Source organism: Spartinivicinus marinus, from assembly GCF_026309355.1.
Taxonomy (GTDB): Bacteria; Pseudomonadota; Gammaproteobacteria; order Pseudomonadales; family Zooshikellaceae; genus Spartinivicinus; species Spartinivicinus marinus.
Window position 1 is genome coordinate 4,705,591 of record NZ_JAPJZK010000001.1, and the last position, 20,213, is coordinate 4,725,803.

At 42.7% G+C, this 20,213-nt stretch carries 21 protein-coding genes; 9 read left to right on the forward strand and 12 right to left on the reverse strand.

Annotated elements, in window-relative coordinates; genetic code table 11:
- Positions 1 to 10 precede the first annotated feature (10 nt).
- The gene (locus OQE68_RS21050) at positions 11 to 766 is read left to right on the forward strand and encodes a substrate-binding periplasmic protein (RefSeq protein ID WP_180571096.1); all 756 of its coding nucleotides are present in this window, start codon (positions 11 to 13) and stop codon (positions 764 to 766) included.
- Between the two features lie 65 nt (positions 767 to 831).
- On the opposite strand, the gene bfr is transcribed toward OQE68_RS21050, so the two are convergent.
- Positions 832 to 1,317: a bacterioferritin gene (gene bfr, locus OQE68_RS21055; RefSeq protein ID WP_180571097.1), complete on the reverse strand. Its 486-nt coding sequence runs from the start codon at positions 1,315 to 1,317 to the stop codon at positions 832 to 834.
- Between the two features lie 548 nt (positions 1,318 to 1,865).
- Here bfr and OQE68_RS21060 point away from each other — a divergent pair.
- Entirely contained in the window at positions 1,866 to 3,266 is a 1,401-nt protein-coding gene (locus OQE68_RS21060) for a transposase (protein ID WP_266195417.1), read from the forward strand.
- Positions 3,267 to 3,288: 22 nt separating this feature from the next.
- On the opposite strand, the gene OQE68_RS21065 is transcribed toward OQE68_RS21060, so the two are convergent.
- A complete protein-coding gene (locus OQE68_RS21065) occupies positions 3,289 to 3,513 on the reverse strand; it encodes a bacterioferritin-associated ferredoxin (RefSeq protein WP_180570065.1) in 225 nt (74 codons plus the stop codon).
- Between the two features lie 496 nt (positions 3,514 to 4,009).
- Between OQE68_RS21065 and OQE68_RS21070 the strand changes: the two genes are divergently transcribed.
- On the forward strand, positions 4,010 to 4,612 hold the full coding sequence (locus OQE68_RS21070) for a peroxiredoxin (RefSeq protein ID WP_180570064.1): 603 nt from the start codon (positions 4,010 to 4,012) through the stop codon (positions 4,610 to 4,612).
- A 58-nt stretch (positions 4,613 to 4,670) separates the two neighbouring features.
- On the opposite strand, the gene rnt is transcribed toward OQE68_RS21070, so the two are convergent.
- Both rnt and pyrC read right to left on the reverse strand, forming a co-directional pair.
- Positions 4,671 to 5,309, reverse strand: coding sequence for a ribonuclease T (rnt, locus tag OQE68_RS21075; RefSeq protein WP_180570071.1), 639 nt, complete (start codon positions 5,307 to 5,309; stop codon positions 4,671 to 4,673).
- Between the two features lie 49 nt (positions 5,310 to 5,358).
- Positions 5,359 to 6,399, reverse strand: a complete 1,041-nt coding sequence (gene pyrC / locus OQE68_RS21080) for a dihydroorotase (RefSeq protein ID WP_180570063.1) — start codon at positions 6,397 to 6,399, stop codon at positions 5,359 to 5,361.
- Between the two features lie 198 nt (positions 6,400 to 6,597).
- On the opposite strand from pyrC, the gene OQE68_RS21085 reads away from it, so the two are divergent.
- Positions 6,598 to 7,560, forward strand: coding sequence for a flagellar protein MotY (locus OQE68_RS21085; RefSeq protein ID WP_180570062.1), 963 nt, complete (start codon positions 6,598 to 6,600; stop codon positions 7,558 to 7,560).
- A 12-nt stretch (positions 7,561 to 7,572) separates the two neighbouring features.
- On the opposite strand, the gene OQE68_RS21090 is transcribed toward OQE68_RS21085, so the two are convergent.
- Positions 7,573 to 8,019 (reverse strand): hypothetical protein, encoded by a 447-nt coding sequence (locus tag OQE68_RS21090; RefSeq protein ID WP_180570061.1) that lies wholly within the window; start codon positions 8,017 to 8,019, stop codon positions 7,573 to 7,575.
- 540 nt (positions 8,020 to 8,559) lie between these two features.
- Here OQE68_RS21090 and OQE68_RS21095 point away from each other — a divergent pair.
- On the forward strand, positions 8,560 to 9,774 hold the full coding sequence (locus tag OQE68_RS21095; protein WP_180570060.1) for an argininosuccinate synthase: 1,215 nt from the start codon (positions 8,560 to 8,562) through the stop codon (positions 9,772 to 9,774).
- A 51-nt stretch (positions 9,775 to 9,825) separates the two neighbouring features.
- Here OQE68_RS21095 and gloA read toward each other — a convergent pair whose 3' ends face one another.
- The 5 genes from gloA to purM all read right to left on the reverse strand — a co-directional run bounded on the left by gloA (position 9,826) and on the right by purM (position 14,251).
- The gene (gloA, locus tag OQE68_RS21100) at positions 9,826 to 10,233 is read right to left on the reverse strand and encodes a lactoylglutathione lyase (protein ID WP_180570059.1); all 408 of its coding nucleotides are present in this window, start codon (positions 10,231 to 10,233) and stop codon (positions 9,826 to 9,828) included.
- Positions 10,234 to 10,265: 32 nt separating this feature from the next.
- On the reverse strand, positions 10,266 to 11,141 hold the full coding sequence (gene htpX, locus OQE68_RS21105; protein WP_180570058.1) for a protease HtpX: 876 nt from the start codon (positions 11,139 to 11,141) through the stop codon (positions 10,266 to 10,268).
- Positions 11,142 to 11,420: 279 nt separating this feature from the next.
- Positions 11,421 to 12,149 carry a DUF3108 domain-containing protein gene (locus OQE68_RS21110; RefSeq protein WP_180570057.1) on the reverse strand — a complete coding sequence of 243 codons (729 nt, stop codon included), beginning with the start codon at positions 12,147 to 12,149 and terminating at the stop codon, positions 11,421 to 11,423.
- A gap of 78 nt (positions 12,150 to 12,227) precedes the next feature.
- Positions 12,228 to 12,884 (reverse strand): phosphoribosylglycinamide formyltransferase, encoded by a 657-nt coding sequence (gene purN / locus OQE68_RS21115; RefSeq protein WP_180570056.1) that lies wholly within the window; start codon positions 12,882 to 12,884, stop codon positions 12,228 to 12,230.
- Between the two features lie 299 nt (positions 12,885 to 13,183).
- Positions 13,184 to 14,251 (reverse strand): phosphoribosylformylglycinamidine cyclo-ligase, encoded by a 1,068-nt coding sequence (purM, locus tag OQE68_RS21120; RefSeq protein WP_180570055.1) that lies wholly within the window; start codon positions 14,249 to 14,251, stop codon positions 13,184 to 13,186.
- A gap of 321 nt (positions 14,252 to 14,572) precedes the next feature.
- On the opposite strand from purM, the gene OQE68_RS21125 reads away from it, so the two are divergent.
- The 4 genes from OQE68_RS21125 (at position 14,573) to hda (ending at position 18,260) form a co-directional block, all read left to right on the forward strand.
- Complete coding sequence (locus OQE68_RS21125; RefSeq protein ID WP_180570054.1) at positions 14,573 to 15,667, forward strand: DUF2066 domain-containing protein; 1,095 nt, start codon at positions 14,573 to 14,575, stop codon at positions 15,665 to 15,667.
- A gap of 231 nt (positions 15,668 to 15,898) precedes the next feature.
- A complete protein-coding gene (locus tag OQE68_RS21130; RefSeq protein WP_266195789.1) occupies positions 15,899 to 16,468 on the forward strand; it encodes a CDP-alcohol phosphatidyltransferase family protein in 570 nt (189 codons plus the stop codon).
- The gene (locus OQE68_RS21135) at positions 16,465 to 17,547 is read left to right on the forward strand and encodes an AI-2E family transporter (protein WP_219340132.1); all 1,083 of its coding nucleotides are present in this window, start codon (positions 16,465 to 16,467) and stop codon (positions 17,545 to 17,547) included. The genes OQE68_RS21130 and OQE68_RS21135 overlap by 4 nt, the downstream gene beginning before the upstream one ends.
- Positions 17,548 to 17,555: 8 nt before the next feature.
- Complete coding sequence (gene hda, locus OQE68_RS21140; RefSeq protein WP_180570052.1) at positions 17,556 to 18,260, forward strand: DnaA regulatory inactivator Hda; 705 nt, start codon at positions 17,556 to 17,558, stop codon at positions 18,258 to 18,260.
- A gap of 16 nt (positions 18,261 to 18,276) precedes the next feature.
- On the opposite strand, the gene OQE68_RS21145 is transcribed toward hda, so the two are convergent.
- Positions 18,277 to 18,948 carry a DUF3299 domain-containing protein gene (locus tag OQE68_RS21145; protein ID WP_180570051.1) on the reverse strand — a complete coding sequence of 224 codons (672 nt, stop codon included), beginning with the start codon at positions 18,946 to 18,948 and terminating at the stop codon, positions 18,277 to 18,279.
- A gap of 1 nt (position 18,949) precedes the next feature.
- Positions 18,950 to 20,212 carry an ABC transporter permease gene (locus tag OQE68_RS21150; protein ID WP_180570050.1) on the reverse strand — a complete coding sequence of 421 codons (1,263 nt, stop codon included), beginning with the start codon at positions 20,210 to 20,212 and terminating at the stop codon, positions 18,950 to 18,952.
- Position 20,213 lies beyond the last annotated feature (1 nt).

The following is a 20,213-nucleotide window of genomic DNA, read 5'->3' on the forward strand; positions in this document are numbered from 1 at the left end:
CAGTATTACTATGAAATATTTTAAGAGTGGGTTGTGGTTTGTTGTTCTATGGCTAGCTGCTGGAATAGCGATAGCAGATATTGATGATCGAAAAGTTATTTTTAATATGGGGGATAAAGAGTATCCACCCTATATGTTTTTTGATGAAAATGGCAATGCTAATGGAATAATGTACGATGTTTTACAGGCGTTTGCCAATAAGCAGGGTTATATGGTGGTTCCTGTTAAAATGTCAAAAAAAAGGGTTAGGGTCAGTTTAGAACATGGCAAATTGGATGCGACACCAAGAGCAATAGAGTGGGAAGCTAACCCAAACCGCTATGTATTTACCAGCCCTATTATACTGCAAAGAGATGTCCTTTTTTCACTGTTGTCACAGCCTGTTGACTTTAGTCGGGTTGAGGAGCTTAAAACACATACTATTATTTTGCGTAAAGGCTATATTTATCCAACCCTGGCTGATTTAGTTGATAATAAATTAATACAGGTTATGTATACTAATAGTGAAGAAAATATGCTGAATATGTTGCGTTACGAACGAGCTAAAGCCGCTGTTATTTCAGAGTTTGTTGGCTTATGGCTTATTAAGCAGCAAAAAGCGAAGGGTATATTTTATGTTTCAAAAGGGGCTATTGATGAGGTGGCGTATCGGATAATGTTTACAAAGCCGTGGGCGGAATTTGTACAGCTGTTTAATCAGGAGCTAGTTAGTATGAAAAAAGAAGGGAGGGTGGTAAAGATTGTGAACAAATATATTGGTATGTAACAAAAGCCTTTTCCTTTATTAATAATGGAAAAGGCTAGTATTACGTTCGCTAACGATGATGTCTATTAAGAAGACTCAATTGATCCCATAGCGGTTTGCAAGTAGTTTTCCATACCTACTTTCTTAATAAGCTCAAGTTGAGTTTCGAGCCAGTCGATATGTTCTTCTTCAGATTCTAGGATTTTTTCAAATAACTCTCGGCTAATGTAGTCTTGTACTGACTCACAATAAGCAATGGCTTCTCTTAGTAAAGGAACTGCCTGTTTAGTTTCTAATTCCAGGTCACACTCCAACATTTCTTTAGTATTTTCACCTATTTTTAACCGACCTAGGTCCTGAAGATTGGGTAAGCCTTCTAGAAATAGAATACGTTCGATAAGCCAGTCAGCATGTTTCATTTCATCGATTGACTCATGGTATTCCTTTTCACCAAGCTCTTTAAGTCCCCAATCTTTGTACATGCGAGCATGTAGAAAGTACTGATTGATGGCAACCAGTTCATTACCTAAGGCCTTGTTTAGGTATTCAATAACTTTAGGGTCGCCTTTCATGTGGAGTTCCTCATCAGGTTTTTAGTGGTATTTGTTTGATGTTATGTGGCTATGACAGATGATGCCCGCATATGGGCACTGCATCTGTAAAAGTATGGCGCTGCTAAGTGCAGCTGTCAAATGTAACTTATTGATTTTAAAAGGAAAATGTAATGATAATCACTTGTTTTTGATAAGTGTTATCAGTTGTATTTCGGTTAGGATTTAGGGTGACGAGTCTGAGCCTGATATGGGGGGCGGGTTGTCCCATAGGTCTGAATTTCGGTGGAAGTAAATAGGGGTACAGGGGGTAATTTAATAGGGTAGGCGAACAGCCAAGGGTGGGTGGCTTGGCTTGAAAAGATTAGAGTAGATACTGAGGAAAAGGCTAAACACTCGATTCCGAAGTTTTTAATGCTTGACTAGCACGATGAGAGAGATTCAGAAGACTGGACTACAGGTATTGCTCCATTTCTTCGCCTAGCAAAGAACGATCAACACGACACCTGCAGACCAGTGATGGTGTAGTATATCGCGCTTGTATTTCAATAGCGACTTGATGACGACTTGTGTTGATTACCCCTATTCCCCATGTGATAAAGTTTGTTCAAACTCTAAACGACACCTTGACTGTTTCTTTTCAATCTCCTGGATTAAGTCGTATCCAGTGTCGCTGGTTAACTATTATGCTGATGGGAATTGGTGTCACTGGTGTATTTTGCTGGGCTGTTTTTGAGCGGTGTAGCTTAGGAGCATTCAAGCAGGACCAATTACGTTGGATGTTTTACCATAGTAAAATTGCCTGGTCATTGTTGTTGCAAGCCAGTGTCCGACAAGTACTCAATCACTATCATATTACGAGAGGAGTACTCATTTTTGACGATAGTGATAAAGTCCGCTCCAAGAGAACACGACGTATTAAAGGTGTGCATAAAATAAAACATAAAAAATCCGGCGGCTATGTTCAAGGGCAAGAGCTAGTGTTTATGCTACTGGTGACACCTGTAGCTACCTTACCGATTGCTTTTCGCTTTTATACACCTGATCCAGCGTTAAGTGCTTGGCGTCAGAAAAATAAAGCCCTAAAGAGGCTGGGTATTCCTGGAAAAGAAAGACCCAAAAAACCTAAGCCCAACCCAGATTATCCGACCAAACAAGCTTTAGCACTTGAGATGGTTGAAGCATTTTCATTGTCATTTTCTGATATAAAGATTAATGCGGTCATTGCTGATGCACTGTATAGCACAGCAGAATTCATGGATAAGGCTTCCATTGCGACGGGTGGTGCTCAAGTGGTGAGTCAATTACGCTCCAATCAACTAATCCTTTCCCAAGGAAAAAAAGTACGACTTACACATTACTTTGCACGCCAAACAGGCGTCGATACCAAGTTAATTATCCGAGGCCAAAAAACACAGTCAATCACCATGCTGGCGGCTCGGGTTTATGTGAAAGCCCATGGTAAAAAGCGGTTTGTGGTTGCTTTGAAATATGAGGGAGAAAAAAATTATCGATATCTAGTGGCATCCGACATGTCCTGGCGGCATGGTGATATTGCTAGGGTTTATACATTGAGATGGTTAGTTGAGGTTTTCATTGAGGACTGGAAGCAACATGCTGGCTGGAACCGATTGGCCAAACAACAAGGCGAAGAAGGATCAACGCGAGGCGTGATCATGAGCCTGCTGTACGACCATATGTTACTGCTACATCCAGAGCAATCCGTCCGCCTTGAAAATAAGCAGCCCGGGCTTCCTGTTGGCTGTTTGACTGAGCGAATCAAAACAGAAGCCCTAATAAAAACTGTAGAAGCAGTTGTCACGGCTGATGAACCAAAACAGCAACTGAAAGCCTTTACCGCTGCAATAATCAGTGTGCTTCCTGAGCGCCGCTCGAAAAAGCATTTAGCGGGTTTAGATTTGGGCAAACAAGAGCCCACTGACTCATTAAAATACAGAGCGGCTGCATAAATAAATTAGCAGTTATGTCAACCTAAAAAAACTTCGGAATCGAGTAAACAGCAACAGCAGTGATCATATTAAGAGCTTGGTTATCAACCAGGGTTTCTTTGATAACCTGTTTGGCGTCTTTGACACACTTCCCACATTGAGTGCCTACACAGAGCTCTTGACGAACGTCTTTTAGAGAGCTTGCACCATTGTAAACCGCATTACGAATTTGATGGCAGGTAACATTCTTGCAAATGCATACATACATGGTGAGTCGACCCCTGGTGGTTAGCAAAAGGTGTTAAGCAACTTCATATCACTAAGGCTAATGGTAATGAGAATGATTGTCAATGCGCTAGTGGTTTGAATGACTTAATTTGGTTTAAGTGGGTCTTAATTAGCGATGAAAAGCTGTTGCTAGCAGTAGTCAGGGTCATTGGCTAGTCAAGACAGAGAAAGATACAAACACTTGTTTTGCAAGGTTTTAGCAATCTAATAAATTTTACCTATCAAGCTGTAAAAAAAATTCAATCATAAAAGCGGTGGGCTCAGTTTAGAATGCGGGTTATTATGTGCGCCAAAATTGTCGTGTGAAAGGCAATTGGCTAACTGAAAAGTAACAATTTAGTTAAGATACACAGTCTAAGTCGTATACCAGTTAAAGTCAGCCTGAATAGCCAAAGCAAACGGTTTCCAGTAGCTGTACATTTGCTGTGGTCTTAATGTGATTGATTAAGCAACTGCATACCTAAATGGAGAAAAACATGGGCGTATTAGTAGGCAAACGTGCTCCTGATTTTACTGTACCTGCGGTACTGGGAAATGGTGAGATTGTTGATAGTTTCACCTTATCTGAAGCCATTAAAGGCAAATATGGGTTAGTATTTTTCTACCCATTAGACTTTACTTTTGTTTGTCCTTCAGAGCTTATTGCGCTTGACCACCGGATGGATGCTTTTAAAGAGCGTAATGTAGAAGTCATTGGTGTTTCTATTGATTCTCACTTTTCTCATAACGCATGGCGTAATACTTCTGTTGATAATGGTGGTATCGGTCCAGTTAAATATACCTTAGCTGCTGACATGAAGCATGAAATTGCTCAGGCTTATGATGTTGAGTCTGAAGGTGGCGTGGCTTTCCGTGGTGCGTTCCTGATTGATAAGGAAGGTGTTGTTCGCTCTCAAATCATTAATGATTTGCCACTGGGTCGTAATATGGATGAGCTGATCCGTTTAGTTGATGCACTTCAATTCCACGAAGAGCATGGCGAAGTGTGTCCAGCTGGTTGGCAAAAAGGTGACAAAGGTATGCAGGCTTCTCCAGAAGGTGTAGCTAAGTACCTTAGTGAAAGTGCTGAAGAGCTGTAATCCTTTTTAGCTGGATTACTGTTAAAAAAACCTGCCAATCTGGCAGGTTTTTTATTTTTTAATCATTAGCTGATGATAATGGCCATCCACCCAACTGTTTCCACTGATTAACAATACAGCAAAATAATTCAGCTGTTTTTCTGGCATCATATGCTGCCGAGTGAGCCGACTGGTTGCTAAACTCAATACCCGCTAACTGGCAAGCTTTAGCTAATACCGTATGACCAAATGCAAGCCCAGCTAAAGTAGCTGTGTCAAAGCACGAAAATGGGTGGAATGGGTTACGCTTAATACCATTACGCGCAGTGGCTTCATTAATAAAGCTTAAATCAAAAGTGGCATTATGCCCGACCAAAACGGCACGGGTGCATTCCTGGTACTTAAGCTCTTGGCGTATGGCTTTGAATATTTCCTTCAGGCAATCAGCTTCTGCAACCGCTTTGCGCTCTGGAGCAAAAGGCTCGATGCCAGTAAATTCCAGCGCAGACAACTCAATATTAGCGCCTAAAAAAGGAGCCACCTGAAAGCTGATTTCTTTCCCTGGCTGCAGGTAGCCTTGCTCATTCATTTTGACGATTACTGCTGCAACCTCTAATAATGCATCTGTTTTTGCATTAAATCCGCCTGTTTCTACGTCAATAATTACAGGTAAAAAGCCCCTAAAGCGGTTACTGATTAAGGGGCATTGTTCAATCATTTCTGTCACTATACAGCCTTAATTATATGGTAGTAGTTATAGGTCATAACTACTTTTCAATCACTTGCCATTGAATGGTTTCGTTTGCTCTTAGTGGAATCAATGGCTGGTCTCCGAGCATAAATTGTTCTGGTGCTTGCCAAGGTGTTTTGGTCAGAGTAATTGTGTCTTGGTTGCGCGGTAGACCATAAAAGTCTGGACCATACCAGCTAGCAAAGGGTTCCAATTTTTCTAAAGCATTGAGTTGTTCAAAGGCTTCTGCATAAAGCTCAATGGCAGCATAGGCTGTATAACAACCGGCACAACCACAACTGCTTTCCTTGGCTGACTGAGTATGAGGAGCAGAGTCAGTACCTAAGAAAAACTTGGGGTTGCCACTGGTTGCTGCAGCTTGCAGAGCTTGCTGGTGAGTTTGTCGCTTCAGAATAGGTAAACAATAGTAGTGTGGTTTAATTCCACCCACTAGCATATGGTTGCGGTTGTACAACAAGTGATGAGCAGTAATAGTGGCAGCAACTTGATCGGATGCTTCTTGTACAAAATTGACTGCATCTGCTGTCGTTATATGTTCAAGTACGACTTTAAGAGTAGGAAACTGCTTGATGATTTCACTTAGATAGCGGTCAATAAATATTTTTTCCCGGTCAAATACGTCAATATGATCATCCGTCACTTCACCATGAACGAGTAGCGGCATACCTGTTGCAGCCATAGCTTCTAAAGCCGGATAGATTTTCTTTATGTCAGTAACACCGGAGTCTGAGTTAGTTGTTGCCCCTGCCGGATACAGTTTAGCGGCATAGATATGCCCTGTAGTCTTTGCCTCATGGATCGTGTTAGGTGAGGTATTGTCAGTAAGATAGAGAGTCATTAATGGTTGCCAGACACGTTGATCAGGCACTGCCGCTACAATGCGTTGTCGATAAGCGAAGGCTTGTGCGGGGGTGGTTACCGGAGGCACCAGATTAGGCATCACAATGACGCGTCCAAAATAGCGACTGGCATCATTCACGGTCGTTTGTAAGGCAGCATTGTCACGTAAGTGAATATGCCAGTCATCAGGCCGGGTAATGGTTAATGTGGTTGTCATCTGGGCTTTCCAGGTTGTTGGGTCGGTGATCAGGGAGGCATCTTACCCAAAGGAACTTCACCTGGCTACCGCTGATTAAGGGCACCTTAATCAGGTAGTTATTTCAAGATTACTAGCAGCTAGCCGATATGCATAGTGGTGCCTCTTTATTTTATGAGGTGCCATTCATATAAGCGCGAATCTGTCAAAGGGGCTGTTATGTTGTTGGGGAAACAATGGCGAATCCTTGGCTTGGTGACAGGGTGGTTACTGGTTGAGTGGACAGTCTGGGGTAGTGGCCAAGCAGTTGCGGCGACTTTTCGGGCACCTATAGATAATACTCAGTGGCAACTAGAAGAGTCGATCTTTGAGTGTACTTTAATTCAAGATATTCCTCGCTATGGTAAGGCGGTCTTTCGTCATCGGGCAGGGGAGCGAGTAGGCTTTAAGTTACTGAGCTGGAGCAGGCCCATGCAACAAGGAAGTGCTGATCTTGGTGTGAGTGCACCTGCCTGGCGGTTTGACCAAGGAGCCAAAGCAAAAGGTAAAGTGACAGTATCAGGAAGTAAAGAGCCTGTTGTATTGGCAGGTGACTTGCCCAGTTGGATGATTAGTCAGTTAGCTCAGGGGATGTATCCCTCTTTTACCAATATGTCTTGGTATGGAGGAAACTTAGCAGAAAAAATTACGGTAGAAATTTCAGCGGTTAATTTCCAGCAGGTTTACCCTCGGTACATCAACTGTCTTGCCAGCTTATTACCCGTTAACTTTGATCAAATACAGCGCTCGGCGATATTCTTTGGTACGAATGAAACCAAAGTACCCAATGATGCAGAACAACTGCTGGATAATATTGCTATTTATATCAAAGCTGATCCCTCTATAAAAGCGATGTACATTGATGGCCATACTGACTCACTGGGACGCCGTCTTTCCAACCGAGAGCTCTCGAAAGAGCGTGCTGAGTCGGTCCGCATCTATCTACAAAAAAAGGGTATACCTGAGGAAATGATTGTTATGCGCTTTCATGGCGAACGCTATCCTGTGGCAAAAAATAATACCGCTGAGAATCGTGCTCGTAACCGTAGGGTAACGATTAGGCTTGATAAAGAGCCCTTAAAAACGCAAGTGGAAAATAGTGAGCAGCCTGATGAAGCAAATGATCAGGAGAATAAATCCTAGTGCAGTCCTGGATTAGGCGGCAATATGTAAATCAGGTAACAGACGTCTACTGACTTCTTGTTGGCTATAGTAATCACGTTGTATCGCATACAGTGCTGAGTTGACAGTCTGATGACTGAATTCCCATCGAATAAGCGCAATTTCATTGTTAGCTAAGTATTGATTAGAAGGACGAAATGCACACTCAATAAAGCTTGATGGTTCCACATAAGGGGCAATAGGTACTAATAAGTCGTCTATATCACCTTCAGGCGTGCTGATTAATTCAATTTTATTTAGATCACCAGTTTTGTTAAAGGTGACAGCAAAATTAAAGCTACTAAATTCTGTCATGACAAAGGCATAAATATTGTCAGGCGATATATCCTGGGGGTGATAGCAAAGTGCTTCTAGCAGTGGTTGAAACTGCTTTTTATTGACTAGAAACTGTGCACGATAATGCCACAGTGTTTCCCCCATTGTTTGTTTCTCCTCTACTCTTTTAAGGTGGCTTTTTGGTGGATGATCATTAACGCTTTAGCTGTTTGATTAATGACCTTTGCCATTAAAGACGTTATCTATTGTCTAGCTTACTTTTACGACAACTGCTGAATTATATTAATTTATCAAAAGGTTTTTCTAATAAGACAACAGTTGTCATATAAGATTGAATTTATGTTAATTAGTTCCTAGCAAAAACATGACAAAATACAAATTATAGGTAGCAAATGTGTTAAGAGGCCTACTGAACTTTAGCTGTATTTATTTACAGTATTTTAACTGGAAAGACATGACAGGTCATCACTTATTTTCTCTTGTTTTGTTTGTAATAACTTGCTAATGGTGTTTGACTTGCGATGTCTTAAGCCTCTTCAGAGAACACTTCTTTCCTAATATCGATTAGCTTTTGCAATAGCCTTGAGTCTGTTACCGGTATAATATAGCGGGCTTGTAATATTGTATTACTAATGTCGCTGCATTTTACAATCGCGCTTGGGGAATCGGTCGGAGCATTTTTAAATGAAGCAAGTGAATAAAGTCGTTTTAGCCTATTCTGGAGGGCTGGATACTTCAGTCATTGCTAAGTGGCTGGAAGAAACTTACCGCTGTGAGGTGGTGACTTTTACAGCTGACTTAGGTCAGGGTGAAGAAGTAGAACCAGCCAGAGCCAAAGCGGAAGCGCTGGGGATTAAAGAAATCTTTATTGAGGATTTGCGTGAGGAGTTTACCCGAGACTTCGTATTTCCAATGTTTCGAGCGAATACCATCTATGAGGGTGAATATCTACTGGGTACCTCTATTGCGCGCCCCTTAATAGCCAAGCGACTGGTTGAAATTGCTAATGAAACTGGGGCTGACGCTATTTCCCATGGGGCTACTGGTAAAGGTAATGACCAGGTACGCTTTGAACTGGGTGCTTATGCATTGAAGCCAGGTATTCAAGTGATTGCTCCATGGCGCGAATGGGATTTAAATTCACGAGAAAGCCTATTAGCTTACTGTGAAAAGCATAATATTGTCGTTGAAAAGAAAAAGGGTAAATCACCATATTCGATGGATGCTAACTTACTTCATATTTCTTATGAAGGAGGCATTTTAGAAGACCCTTGGGCTGAAGCAGAAGAAGACATGTGGCGTTGGTCTGTCTCTCCAGAGCAAGCGCCTGATCAATCCACCTATATTGAGTTAAGCTACCAAAAGGGTGATATTGTTGCAATTGATGACCAACCTATGACACCTGCAACAGTATTGGCTTATTTAAATAAAGTCGGTGGTGATAATGGTATTGGTCGCTTGGATATCGTTGAAAACCGCTATGTGGGCATGAAATCCCGTGGCTGTTATGAAACGCCTGGTGGTACTATTATGCTAAAAGCTCACCGTGCCATTGAGTCAATTACCTTAGATAGGGAAGTGGCTCATTTAAAAGATGAGCTAATGCCTCGTTATGCCAAATTAATTTATAACGGCTACTGGTGGTCACCTGAGCGTGAAATGCTTCAGCAAATGATTGACCAGTCCCAGTTGCCAGTTAATGGCAAAGTAAGACTGAAGCTGTATAAAGGCAATGTGACAGTCGTGGGCCGTCAATCGGATAACAGCCTATTTGATGAAAATATCGCTACTTTTGAAGATGACGCAGGGGCTTATGATCAGGCCGATGCGGCAGGCTTTATCAAGTTAAATGCATTGCGGCTGAAAATTGCAGCCAATAAAGGGCGCAAACTGTTGTAATAAGTCGATTAATCCTGTTGCTAATCACTGATTAGCAACAGGATTCTGTTTTTAGCCCTCTAGCCCTTTACCTGCCTGTTTCTTGTTAATTAACTCCAGTAGATAACCATCTGGGTCTTTAACAAAAGCAATTTCAGTAGTGCCTCCTTTCACCGGTCCTGGCTCACGAGTAATCGTGCCCCCAGCTTCCCGAATTTTGTCGCAAGTGTTGTATAAGTCTTCTGTTTCAATAGCAATATGACCAAAGGCATTACCTAAATCATACTGGTTAGTATCCCAGTTATAGGTAAGTTCGATTACAGCCCCTTCGGTTTCATCCTGATAACCAACAAAGGCAAGGGTATAGCGGTATTGCTGGTTTTCCGATTGCCGCAACAGCTTCATCCCCATTACCTGAGTATAAAAGTTTATTGCGCGATCTAAATCTGCAACCCGCAACATAGTGTGTAACAGTCTCATAGGCTAACTTTCCAGTTTTTCGTTGTATGGCGTTATGACATTTGCTGTAGCGCTGCGATACGTTTTTCCAGCGGTGGGTGGCTAGAAAACAGTGCTTGTACACGTCCTGCATTAATTGCAAAAGCAGCCATTTCATCAGGCATAGTGGGTGCGCCTTGGGCTGATTGCAGACGTTGAAGTGCATTAATCATCTTGTTTCGGCCCGCGAGTGAAGCGCCTCCTGCATCCGCTCGAAACTCACGCCAACGAGAAAACCACATCACAATTGTCATTGCTAAAATACCCAGGACAATTTCTGCGACAATTGAAACAACCCAAAAGGCAGGCCCATGCCCCCGCTCAACTTTGAACACAAGTCGGTCAACCAAAAAGCCAATGACCCGTGACAGAAATACAACGAATGTATTCATTACGCCTTGGATAAGGGTTAGGGTGACCATATCTCCATTGGCTATATGGCTGACTTCATGGCCTAGTACCGCTTCCACTTCATCTTGGCTCATATGTTCCAGTAAACCGGTGCTGACTGCTACCAGTGCTGCATTTTTATTCCAACCAGTGGCAAAGGCATTAGGAGAAGGGTGGTGAAAGATACCTACTTCAGGCATTCCGATACCTGCACGGTCGGCTTGTTGTTGTACAGTTTTTAACAGCCATTGTTCTGCTGAATTGCTAGGCTGATTTATCACTTGTACTCGCATACTTCTTTTTGCCAGCGTTTTAGACAAAAACAGAGAGATAAAAGAGCCTGCAAAACCAATGACGGCTGAATAGATAAGCAAGGCAGTCAGATTTAAATCAACCCCGTTTTGCTGGAGTAAGCTTTCAATTCCAAGGAGCTGGAAGGTAATACTGAGCAAGACCAAAATAGCTAAATTAGTACCAATAAACAAAGCTATCCTCAACATAGTGGCCTCCACAAAGGATGACTGAATATCAACATTTATTGTACCTTTCTCTGTTATTTTCAAGGTGAATTGAGTAATTGGTTGGACACTGAAAAGGTTTGGAGTTTTATCTTATATTGAGTGTACCTTTTGTCAGCTATCCATAAAGAATATTGTCGAAAAAGCTGGAAAATATGAAGAAATGATAGGGGGCAGAGGAATAAGATCAGGAAGTCTTATTGGGTGGAGTATTAACAGCCAGCGATTGCAAAGAGTTGAGCAATCGCTGGCTGGTATATATTAATTTGTTTTTAACTGCTGGCCTTCAATCGAAGCGCTTTTCAAGAAAATATCATAGCGTTTGCTATCTTCAATTTGCTGGAGTCGAACCATTAAATAGTCCCAGTCTTTAGCAAACCAAATCAGTGTTTGGCGGTCGGAGTCTCCTTCCCGAACCCGCTCCACTTTAACTGCTTTTACTGAGCCGATGGGGGTTTCTATGATTTCTTCCCCAACACGGTTGAACTTATAAGTTTTAAGCTCATCATCGTCTGCAATGGTGTAATGCAACTCTTTTTTGTCATTGATGAGGTCTTGGCGGAGTTGAAATTGATAGCTGATTTTGTCGAGGGTTCCTGAGGGTATAGCAAAAGGCTTTACATTATCATCAGCAATGTTCTGAGCCTGCTTGTTATTCCAATCAAACTTAAGGCTAATTTCTTTGTTTTTAGCCAATCCACCGCGTCTGAAATGATAACTAATAGGCTTAACTTGTTGTTTTTCATCAAGAGTGAAGGCAGAGCTTTCGTTAAGGTTTACCAATACGATGTCCGCATTAAAGCTGAGTTGATAAGTGCCATCTTTACTCAGGCTGAGCTCACGGGTAGCACTCCCTTTTACTGGAATGCTGGATGCTTTGGCTCCATAAGATGCTTTAAAAGGTTTGATTGAGGCAGCGCTTACCCCACTAGCTGCACTCACTAGGTATAAAACACTCGCTGCGATTGCTAGAACGCCTTTTTTAATCATAAGCGATAGTAATCCATCTAATTGTTAGCTTGTTTAGTTCCAGCCAAACGTATTGCCCGTGCAAGTCCATTTGACTCATCACTTGCTATTATCGTTTGGCAGTCGCTTGCCTGTAGGAGGTAACATTTCCCCCAGCAGGAACGCCTTATTGTGCTCCATTTTTAAATTGCCTTCCGCGAACCAGGCAACTGCTTGAGGGTAAATTTTGTGTTCTTTTTGTTGAACTTTTTCCATCAAGCTGGCTTCAGTGTCTGAGCCTGCAACTGGAACAATGGCCTGGATCACATTTGGACCACCATCAAGCTCTTCTGTTACAAAGTGTACAGTGGCGCCGTGCTCTTTATCGCCAGCTTCCAGCGCTCGTTTATGGGTATGCAAGCCACGGTATTTGGGCAGCAAGGAAGGATGAATATTGAGCATACGACCAGTATAGTGCTTGGTAAACGTTGGAGTAAGAATTCGCATAAAGCCTGCCAACACAACTAGGTCTGGTTGGTAACTATCGATAGCTGCCATTAATGCTGTATCAAATGTTGTTCGATCTGAAAATTGGGTATGGTCAACAACTTGGGTAGGAATATTGGCTTGAGCAGCACGAGTTAATCCATAGGCAGAAGCAATATTACTAATGACACCCGTAATATTAATATTAATTGCTGCAGCCTGATCAATGAGTGCTTGTAAGTTGCTGCCACTGCCAGAGATGACAACAACAACATTAATAGGCTTTTTCATTCGCGTAAGATTCCTGGTCACTTTTTGTTTAGTAGTAACGCTTTGACTGTGTGGGTAAAAGCGTTAGTCGAGGCTAATATGTTAATAACCAATTACAGTGGCTTGAGATTAAGAGGTTGTTGCAAAAACTAGCGGATATGGAGTAACAGGGTATTCTGAAGCTGCTGTCTAGAACAGCTTTAGCTCTAAAGGCCAGGGATGGACTTTTAGAGCGGTGGAAGAATGGCCTGTTATTCCATATCGGACACTAGACTTATTGTTTGAACCTTTTCCCCAATAATCTAAAGGTGAAGAATGGTTTACTCACCCTTAATAACAACGGCAGGTGAGTCACTGCTCGCTTTTTCGCTAATGGTGCCGAGCTGCCAGGCCGTTTCACCTGCTTGCTGCAGCAGGCTAATTGCTGTTTTTGCTTCAGTAGCTGGTACGCAGATAACCATGCCTACACCACAGTTGAAGGTGCGGTACATTTCAGTCTGATCAATATTGCCTGCTTGCTGTAACCAGTTGAATACGGCAGGTATGGTCCAGCTGTCGGCATCAATATTCGCTTGCAAGTGTTCAGGCAATACGCGAGGAATATTTTCAGTAAAACCACCCCCGGTAATATGGGAAAGTGCATGTACGGGTACTGTCTTCATTAACTCAAGCAGGGGTTTAACATAAATCCGGGTAGGGGCAAGTAATGCTTCGGCTAAACTGACATCTCCAATAATTTGGGTTAGATCGGCATCAGCCACCTCAAGGATTTTACGAATTAATGAATAACCATTTGAGTGTGGTCCGGAAGAAGCAAGCCCAATTAATACATCACCTGTTGCTACTTTGCTGCCATCAATAATTTCACTTTTCTCTACAACGCCGACACAAAAACCAGCCAGGTCATAGTCTTCACCCTCATACATACCTGGCATTTCAGCAGTTTCACCGCCCACTAAGGCGCAGCCTGATAACTCACAACCCTGGCCAATACCTGCAACGACATCTGCTGCAACATCTACATTCAGTTTGCCGGTAGCGTAATAATCTAAAAAGAATAAAGGTTCTGCTCCGGCAACAACTAAGTCATTGACACACATTGCAACCAGGTCAATACCAATAGTGTCGTGCTTATTGAGGTCCATTGCCAATCTAAGTTTGGTGCCCACACCATCAGTACCTGAAACCAGCACTGGCTCTTGATAACCCTTAGGTAGTTCAAACAGGGCACCAAAGCCACCAAGACCTGCCAATACTCCAGGGCGGCTGGTTCGTTTTGCCACAGACTTGATGCGCTCAACCAATGCGTTGCCAGCATCAATATCGACACCAGCATCTTTGTAGCTGAGGGACTTGGCTTTGTCTGAGGAAGCGTTGTGTTGGGTCATGGGTATCCCTAACTTGTAGTAAACAGTTGATTCCACTGCAATCAGGGTAGTATTTCCGGAGTGAAACCGTTAATTTATTGGCCTGATACAGAGGGTAAACAGTCAATACACAATTTTAAACTGGATTATCAAAATCTGGGTTATGACGAACAAAGTGGCTAAATCGTCGTCTGAAGAGTAGCCGACTTTTTTCGTGGCCCTTTTTGAGCTGCGGTATTCTAGCAGTTGTTAACCTATCAGGCCATGGTTGTAACTGGGTTCAGATAGGAGGGATGTTAATCAGTTAATTAACAGGTCGTTACTTAAGGCAAGGACCATTAGATGAAACTTATAAAACAGTTGCTATTGAGCTGCTTGGTAAGCATTTGCATGATCCAGCAAGGGGTGGCAGAAGTGGACCGGCAGTTTTATGAAACAGTGGTTCCGCTTGCAGATGAAACAGAGGCGTCTCAGCAGCAAGCGATTCAAGCAGCATTTAAGCAAGTGGTTACAATGGTAACCGGCAGTGAAGAGGTGTTAAGCCACCCTGAGATTCAAGCGGCATCAGCAGAAGCCAGTCGTTATGTGGTGAAGTACGGTGAGCAACGCCAGGCCAGTGATGGGGAACAGGCATCATTAAAACAATTGGCGGTGAGTTTTGATCCAACTGCCGTACGCCTGTTGTTGAAAAAAAATGGTTTTAATGCCTGGGATCAGCAACGGGAAGAAACGTTGGTTTGGCTGATTGAAGAAAAACCAGGTGGTAAAAGGCAGATTTTCTCTTCAGAAGATGAAGAGGAAACTACCATTGATGCTCTAAAGGCTCAGGCAAAGCAGCACCATATTCCACTTATTCTTCCTATAATGGATTTTGAAGACAGTAGTTCCCTGTCAGAAGTAGATGCCTGGGGACTGTTTTCAGATGCAATTAATAAAGCGTCAACCCGTTATCAGGCAAAGTCAGTACTGGCGGGACGGATTTATGCTATATCAGCAAATCAATACAGTGGACGTTGGGTATTATTGCTTCAAGGCAATCAATATGTTGAAGATTTGTCTAAAGTGTCTATGCAAGACTTTATGCAAGCAGGGATCAAGCTGGTCGCTAGCAAGCTATCTGGAGCCTATACAAAGCAGCAAGTAAACCAAGCTGATCCTGCAACAACGACAGGCGGGCTTCAACTGACAGTACAGGGAGTACAAGGGCTGACGGCCTATGCTTCAGTCAGCAAGTTTTTGGAGAAACTCGCTGTTGTTGAAGAGGTGAGTTTGCTGGAAGTGACTGACTCGCAAGCAAGCTTTGAGCTAGTGCTAAAAGGTGATGTGAATGCATTGCAAGATGAGTTGGAAACCAGTGGCTATATGCAATTAATTGATGCGCCACAAAGTACTGAAGGTGCATCACGACAGTTGGTGTATCAATGGGTGAAAGAGTAGCGGTAATAAAACTAGCGGTAACAAAATAGTAGTAGGGGTGTTAAGTGAAAGAATATATGCAGCGAATAATGGGTAGAGAGTGATTCCAGGTCTCTGTGTTGAATTTCACAAAAACGCCCTTATAGTAGCTAGTGCTACGACTTATAAATAAGTGGCACTAGTTATCCTAACAGTCATTGTAGAGCGGTGGGGCAGAATTGCTTTTGTAAAGCACCACATGCCTACTGTTTCATGAGTCCTGCTTTGAGTTTAAGTTACATTCCAAACGTGCTTACAGTGATCAGGCTGCTGTTGGTTATACCAGTAGCCTTAGCCCTATGGTGGAGAGCATATCAACTGGCATTTATCTTGTTCATTGTCGCAGGGTTGTCAGATGGTCTGGATGGCTTTCTTGCTCGACGTTTTAATTGGCACTCCCGATTTGGAGCAATGGTTGACCCGTTAGCTGATAAGCTCTTGCTAGTCGTTACCTACATCATGCTAACGTTAACCAGCATTATTCCTTGGTGGCTAACGGCTGTTATTCTAGGTAGAGACTTTATTATTGTGAGTGGCGCTGTCGCTTATCATCACTTAGTGGGCCCTTACGACTTTAAACCGACCTCCCTTGGAAAACTCAGTACCTTTTGTCAAATTATATTAGCCATACTGTTGATCATTAATCTGGCTATGATTGTGAGTATCCCCATTTGGCTGGCGGAAGGATTAATACTAATTACGTTAACAGTTACTATTTTAAGTGGCGCTGACTATGTTTGGGTATGGGGGCGACAGTATTTAAGGGAACGGGCAAAAGTATGATTACAGACTCACAGCGCTGGTTTATTTTAGGGATATTACTGATCGTAATAGCTCTAATTTATCTACTAAAACCCATTCTTCCCCCATTTTTAGTTGGTATGGTGTTAGCGTATTTAGGCGATCCGATTGCTGATAAACTAGAAGCAAAAGGGTTGAGTCGAACTTGGGCAGTAACAATAGTTTTTACTGTATTGTCATTCGTGGGCACTTTGTTATTGATAATTTTGTTGCCTCAATTGATTTTACAAATAAAAAACCTAATTCAAAACTTACCTATCTGGCAGCAATGGCTGCAAGTGAATGTGATTCCTATATTGCACACCCAGTTAGGTATAGAGCCAAGTGCATTCAAGTTAGATACGATTACCCAACATATTACGGCTACTTGGCGCGATGCCGGTAGCTTTTTAACGCCAATAATTAAGTCAGCCACAGCATCGGGTGTGGCAATAGTCACAGCGTTGGCGAATTTGTTTTTAGTGCCAGTTGTCACATTCTATTTGCTTCGAGACTGGGACATCATGATGGCAAAGATTAGTAGTCTATTGCCTCGCAGTATTGAGCCTGTAGTTAGGCAGCTGGCTAGTGAATGTGATGAAGTGTTAGGTGCTTTCTTGAAAGGCCAGCTTATAGTTATGTTGTGTTTAGGGTTAATATACTCCACTGGCCTTTGGATAGTTGGCTTGCAGTTTGCTGTGATTATTGGGCTGATAGCAGGGCTGGCGAGTATTGTGCCGTATATGGGATTTGCCATTGGTATTGGTGCTGCATTAATTGCAGCGGCATTCCAGTTTGATAGTATGCTGCCTTTTGTTGGGGTAGTGGTTGTTTTTATAGTGGGTCAAATTTTGGAAGGGATGGTATTAACCCCCTTATTAGTAGGTGATCGGATAGGATTACATCCAGTAGCGGTTATTTTCGCTATTCTAGCCGGTGGTCAGCTATTTGGGTTTGTTGGTATTTTGATTGCCCTTCCTGTGGCGGCGATTATTATGGTGTTGTTGCGCCATCTCCATGATATTTATAAACTGAGTGATTTATACCATACTGCGCCAGAGCCTACACAACAAGATGATTGAACAACAGTATGAGTTTGCCTGTACAACTCCCGCTGGGCATTTATTTACGGGATGATGCGACGTTTGCCAACTTTTACGCGGTTGGTAATGAAGCAGTCGTCGCGGCAATAGATCTAGAGCAAACAAGTCTGGACAATATAGAGCCGGTGGTGTTTCTGTATGGTCCCGGTGGGGTTGGTTGCACCCACTTGCTTCAGGCTGCCTGCCACCAGGCAGATAGCGTTAAAATGACGAGTGTTTATCTACCAATGTCAGAGCTGCTTGATTGTGATACGGCATTACTTGAAGGCCTGGAAGCGCTTGACCTGATTTGTATTGATGAGTTGGAAGCTATTGCAGGTGATCCTGTCTGGGAAGAGGCGCTATTTCATTTATTTAATCGCATTCGGCAAATTGGCAATCGTCTTATTGTGGGTGCTACTCAATCACCTAATCACTTACCTATTCAGTTAGCGGATTTCAAGTCACGGCTTAATTGGGGGCTTGTATTAAAAATTAATGGCTTATCTGATAAGGATAAAGTGGGGGTATTGATGTTGAGAGCCCAGCAGCGTGGGCTTGAATTAACAGAAGACGTGGCTCGTTACATTATCTATCGCTCCCCCCGTGAAATGGTTAAGCTGTTTGATGTATTAAACCAGCTTGATTCAGCTTCACTCTCAGCCAAAAGAAAGTTAACTATTCCTTTTGTAAAAGCCACTATGGAGTGGTAGCGTTCACTTTTTAGCATTAACCTGCTTTCTTATCACTACTTGGTTTTTCAGAGGTAGTAGAATTTTTCTGTTCAGCGGGTTCAGTTTGATCCTGACTTTGAGAGCCTTGTTTTTTCGGCTTGTCTTGCTGCTCTTTGCTTGCGGGAGGTTGCTCTTCTTCTGCTGGCTCAGTGTACAGCTCAACCTGTTTGGCTTTCATTGTGTAACCTGCCTGCGCCAGCTCAGTTTCAATCCCAGTGATACTTAGAGTGCCTGTCACCCAAAAAGGATCATACAATGCATCTGGATTAAGACCTTTTTCATGAATAACATGAACGACCTGATTAGGTGGTGGGGGTGGCACATGGACACAGGCACCAAAGTAAGGCACTAATAAAAACTCAGTAATTGAACCATCATCTTTCATGTCAAGTGGCACAATATAGCCAGGTAGTTTGACTTCTTTTTTGTCTAAAGCAACTACGACAGGAGCAGAAGCAGTGCCTTTGGTTTTTTCCTTGGCCTGTTTGGTTAGCGCTTCAGCTAGGGCGTTAATGTCTTTTGGTGCTTGTTCTTCCAAAAAGGCTTTACGCATATCTTCTGGTACTAAGTCTTCCCACTGGAGCGTTTTTACATCTGCTTGTGTGAGTGCGGGTGAAAATAATAACACTGCGCTCATTAGTGCAGCTTTGACATTTAATTTAGCCATGCTAAGTCCTAATTGTCATTCCGTCGGTTAATGAGTTTTTATAAGCACGCCAGGCGGGGAAAATACCCATAAAAAAGCCACTTATAATTACAATACTAAGTAGCATTATTTCGTGCTGAGTAAGAAAGCTAATTTGAATATGAATGCCATAAAGCTCCATAAAAATGGGTCGGGCAATAGCCATTAAACCATATAAAAAGCCAATGCCGGTTAGACAGCCTAAAATGGCAATGAGTCCGGCTTCGCTAATCATTAAGCTAAAAATGTGAAAAGGCCGGGCGCCTACTGAGCGGAGAATAGCCATTTCACGGCGGCGTTCACTCAATGAAGTTAAAATAGTAGTCAGCATACCAATTAAACCAGTGACTACAACAAAGCCTGAAATAACCAAAAGGGCTTTTTCTGCGGTACCAATTAACTGCCAGAGCTGAGTAATAGCAACCCCAGGAATAATGGCTAGCAAGGGTTCTTGTTCAAACTTATTCACTTCTCGCTGTAATACAAACGTACCGATTTTACTTTTAAGTCCTAGTAAAAAAGCAGTAATCGTTTTTGGTTGTAAGTCTAACTGACGAGCCTGGTCTGGGGTAATGGACTTGGCTAATGCAGAGGGAGTACCACGTTCCCAGCCTAGATGGATTGCTTCAATAGCTTCTAGAGAAACATGAATGGTTTGGTCAACCGGTGTGCCAGTGGGGGCTAAAATACCAGTAATTTGAAAAGGCTGATTATCATGTTTTACAAAGCTAGCCTTGCCTGCACCATGAGCCAAAACAACCTTATCACCCAGCTGATAGCCCAGCTTTTTGGCTACTTCAGCTCCGATGACCGCATCATACAAATCAGTAAACCGCTTACCTTGAGCGAGTTTTAAGCGCTGCTTATTTCCGTGGCGATAATGTTCAAAATAAGCCTGGTTAGTGCCCAGAACCCGGTAGCCTTTATGGGAATCACCAAGGGCAAAGGGAATACTCCACTTCACCATTTTGTGGTTCGCAAAGTGCTGGTAGTTTTCCCACGCAATATTATTAGTGGCATCACCAATACGAAATACAGAGTACAGCAGAAGCTGTACAGGCCCCGTTCGGGCACCCACAATTAAATCGGTGCCTGAAATGGTGCTGATAAAGCCACGTTTTGCTTCATGACGAATTTTTTCAACGCCTAGCAACAAGGTAACGCTAAGACCTATTGCCAGGACGGTCAGGCAAGCTGTCACTTTTCGGTTTAGTAGACTATGCCAAGCAAGACTCATGACAGCCATT

What these genes read in the sequence shown, in the direction of transcription:
- gloA (WP_180570059.1), bottom strand. Translation starts at nt 10,233, where the DNA reads ATGAGACTGTTACACACTATGTTGCGGGTTGCAGATTTAGATCGCGCA.
- OQE68_RS21125 (WP_180570054.1), top strand. Translation starts at nt 14,573, where the DNA reads ATGAAACTTATAAAACAGTTGCTATTGAGCTGCTTGGTAAGCATTTGC.
- pyrC (WP_180570063.1), bottom strand. Translation starts at nt 6,399, where the DNA reads ATGACAACCACATTAACCATTACCCGGCCTGATGACTGGCATATTCAC.
- purN (WP_180570056.1), bottom strand. Translation starts at nt 12,884, where the DNA reads ATGAAAAAGCCTATTAATGTTGTTGTTGTCATCTCTGGCAGTGGCAGC.
- OQE68_RS21150 (WP_180570050.1), bottom strand. Translation starts at nt 20,212, where the DNA reads ATGGCTGTCATGAGTCTTGCTTGGCATAGTCTACTAAACCGAAAAGTG.
- hda (WP_180570052.1), top strand. Translation starts at nt 17,556, where the DNA reads ATGAGTTTGCCTGTACAACTCCCGCTGGGCATTTATTTACGGGATGAT.
- htpX (WP_180570058.1), bottom strand. Translation starts at nt 11,141, where the DNA reads ATGTTGAGGATAGCTTTGTTTATTGGTACTAATTTAGCTATTTTGGTC.
- OQE68_RS21050 (WP_180571096.1), top strand. Translation starts at nt 11, where the DNA reads ATGAAATATTTTAAGAGTGGGTTGTGGTTTGTTGTTCTATGGCTAGCT.
- OQE68_RS21135 (WP_219340132.1), top strand. Translation starts at nt 16,465, where the DNA reads ATGATTACAGACTCACAGCGCTGGTTTATTTTAGGGATATTACTGATC.
- OQE68_RS21130 (WP_266195789.1), top strand. Translation starts at nt 15,899, where the DNA reads ATGAGTCCTGCTTTGAGTTTAAGTTACATTCCAAACGTGCTTACAGTG.
- OQE68_RS21095 (WP_180570060.1), top strand. Translation starts at nt 8,560, where the DNA reads ATGAAGCAAGTGAATAAAGTCGTTTTAGCCTATTCTGGAGGGCTGGAT.
- OQE68_RS21070 (WP_180570064.1), top strand. Translation starts at nt 4,010, where the DNA reads ATGGGCGTATTAGTAGGCAAACGTGCTCCTGATTTTACTGTACCTGCG.
- OQE68_RS21090 (WP_180570061.1), bottom strand. Translation starts at nt 8,019, where the DNA reads ATGGGGGAAACACTGTGGCATTATCGTGCACAGTTTCTAGTCAATAAA.
- OQE68_RS21145 (WP_180570051.1), bottom strand. Translation starts at nt 18,948, where the DNA reads ATGGCTAAATTAAATGTCAAAGCTGCACTAATGAGCGCAGTGTTATTA.
- OQE68_RS21065 (WP_180570065.1), bottom strand. Translation starts at nt 3,513, where the DNA reads ATGTATGTATGCATTTGCAAGAATGTTACCTGCCATCAAATTCGTAAT.
- OQE68_RS21085 (WP_180570062.1), top strand. Translation starts at nt 6,598, where the DNA reads ATGTTGTTGGGGAAACAATGGCGAATCCTTGGCTTGGTGACAGGGTGG.
- OQE68_RS21110 (WP_180570057.1), bottom strand. Translation starts at nt 12,149, where the DNA reads ATGATTAAAAAAGGCGTTCTAGCAATCGCAGCGAGTGTTTTATACCTA.
- purM (WP_180570055.1), bottom strand. Translation starts at nt 14,251, where the DNA reads ATGACCCAACACAACGCTTCCTCAGACAAAGCCAAGTCCCTCAGCTAC.
- rnt (WP_180570071.1), bottom strand. Translation starts at nt 5,309, where the DNA reads ATGATTGAACAATGCCCCTTAATCAGTAACCGCTTTAGGGGCTTTTTA.
- bfr (WP_180571097.1), bottom strand. Translation starts at nt 1,317, where the DNA reads ATGAAAGGCGACCCTAAAGTTATTGAATACCTAAACAAGGCCTTAGGT.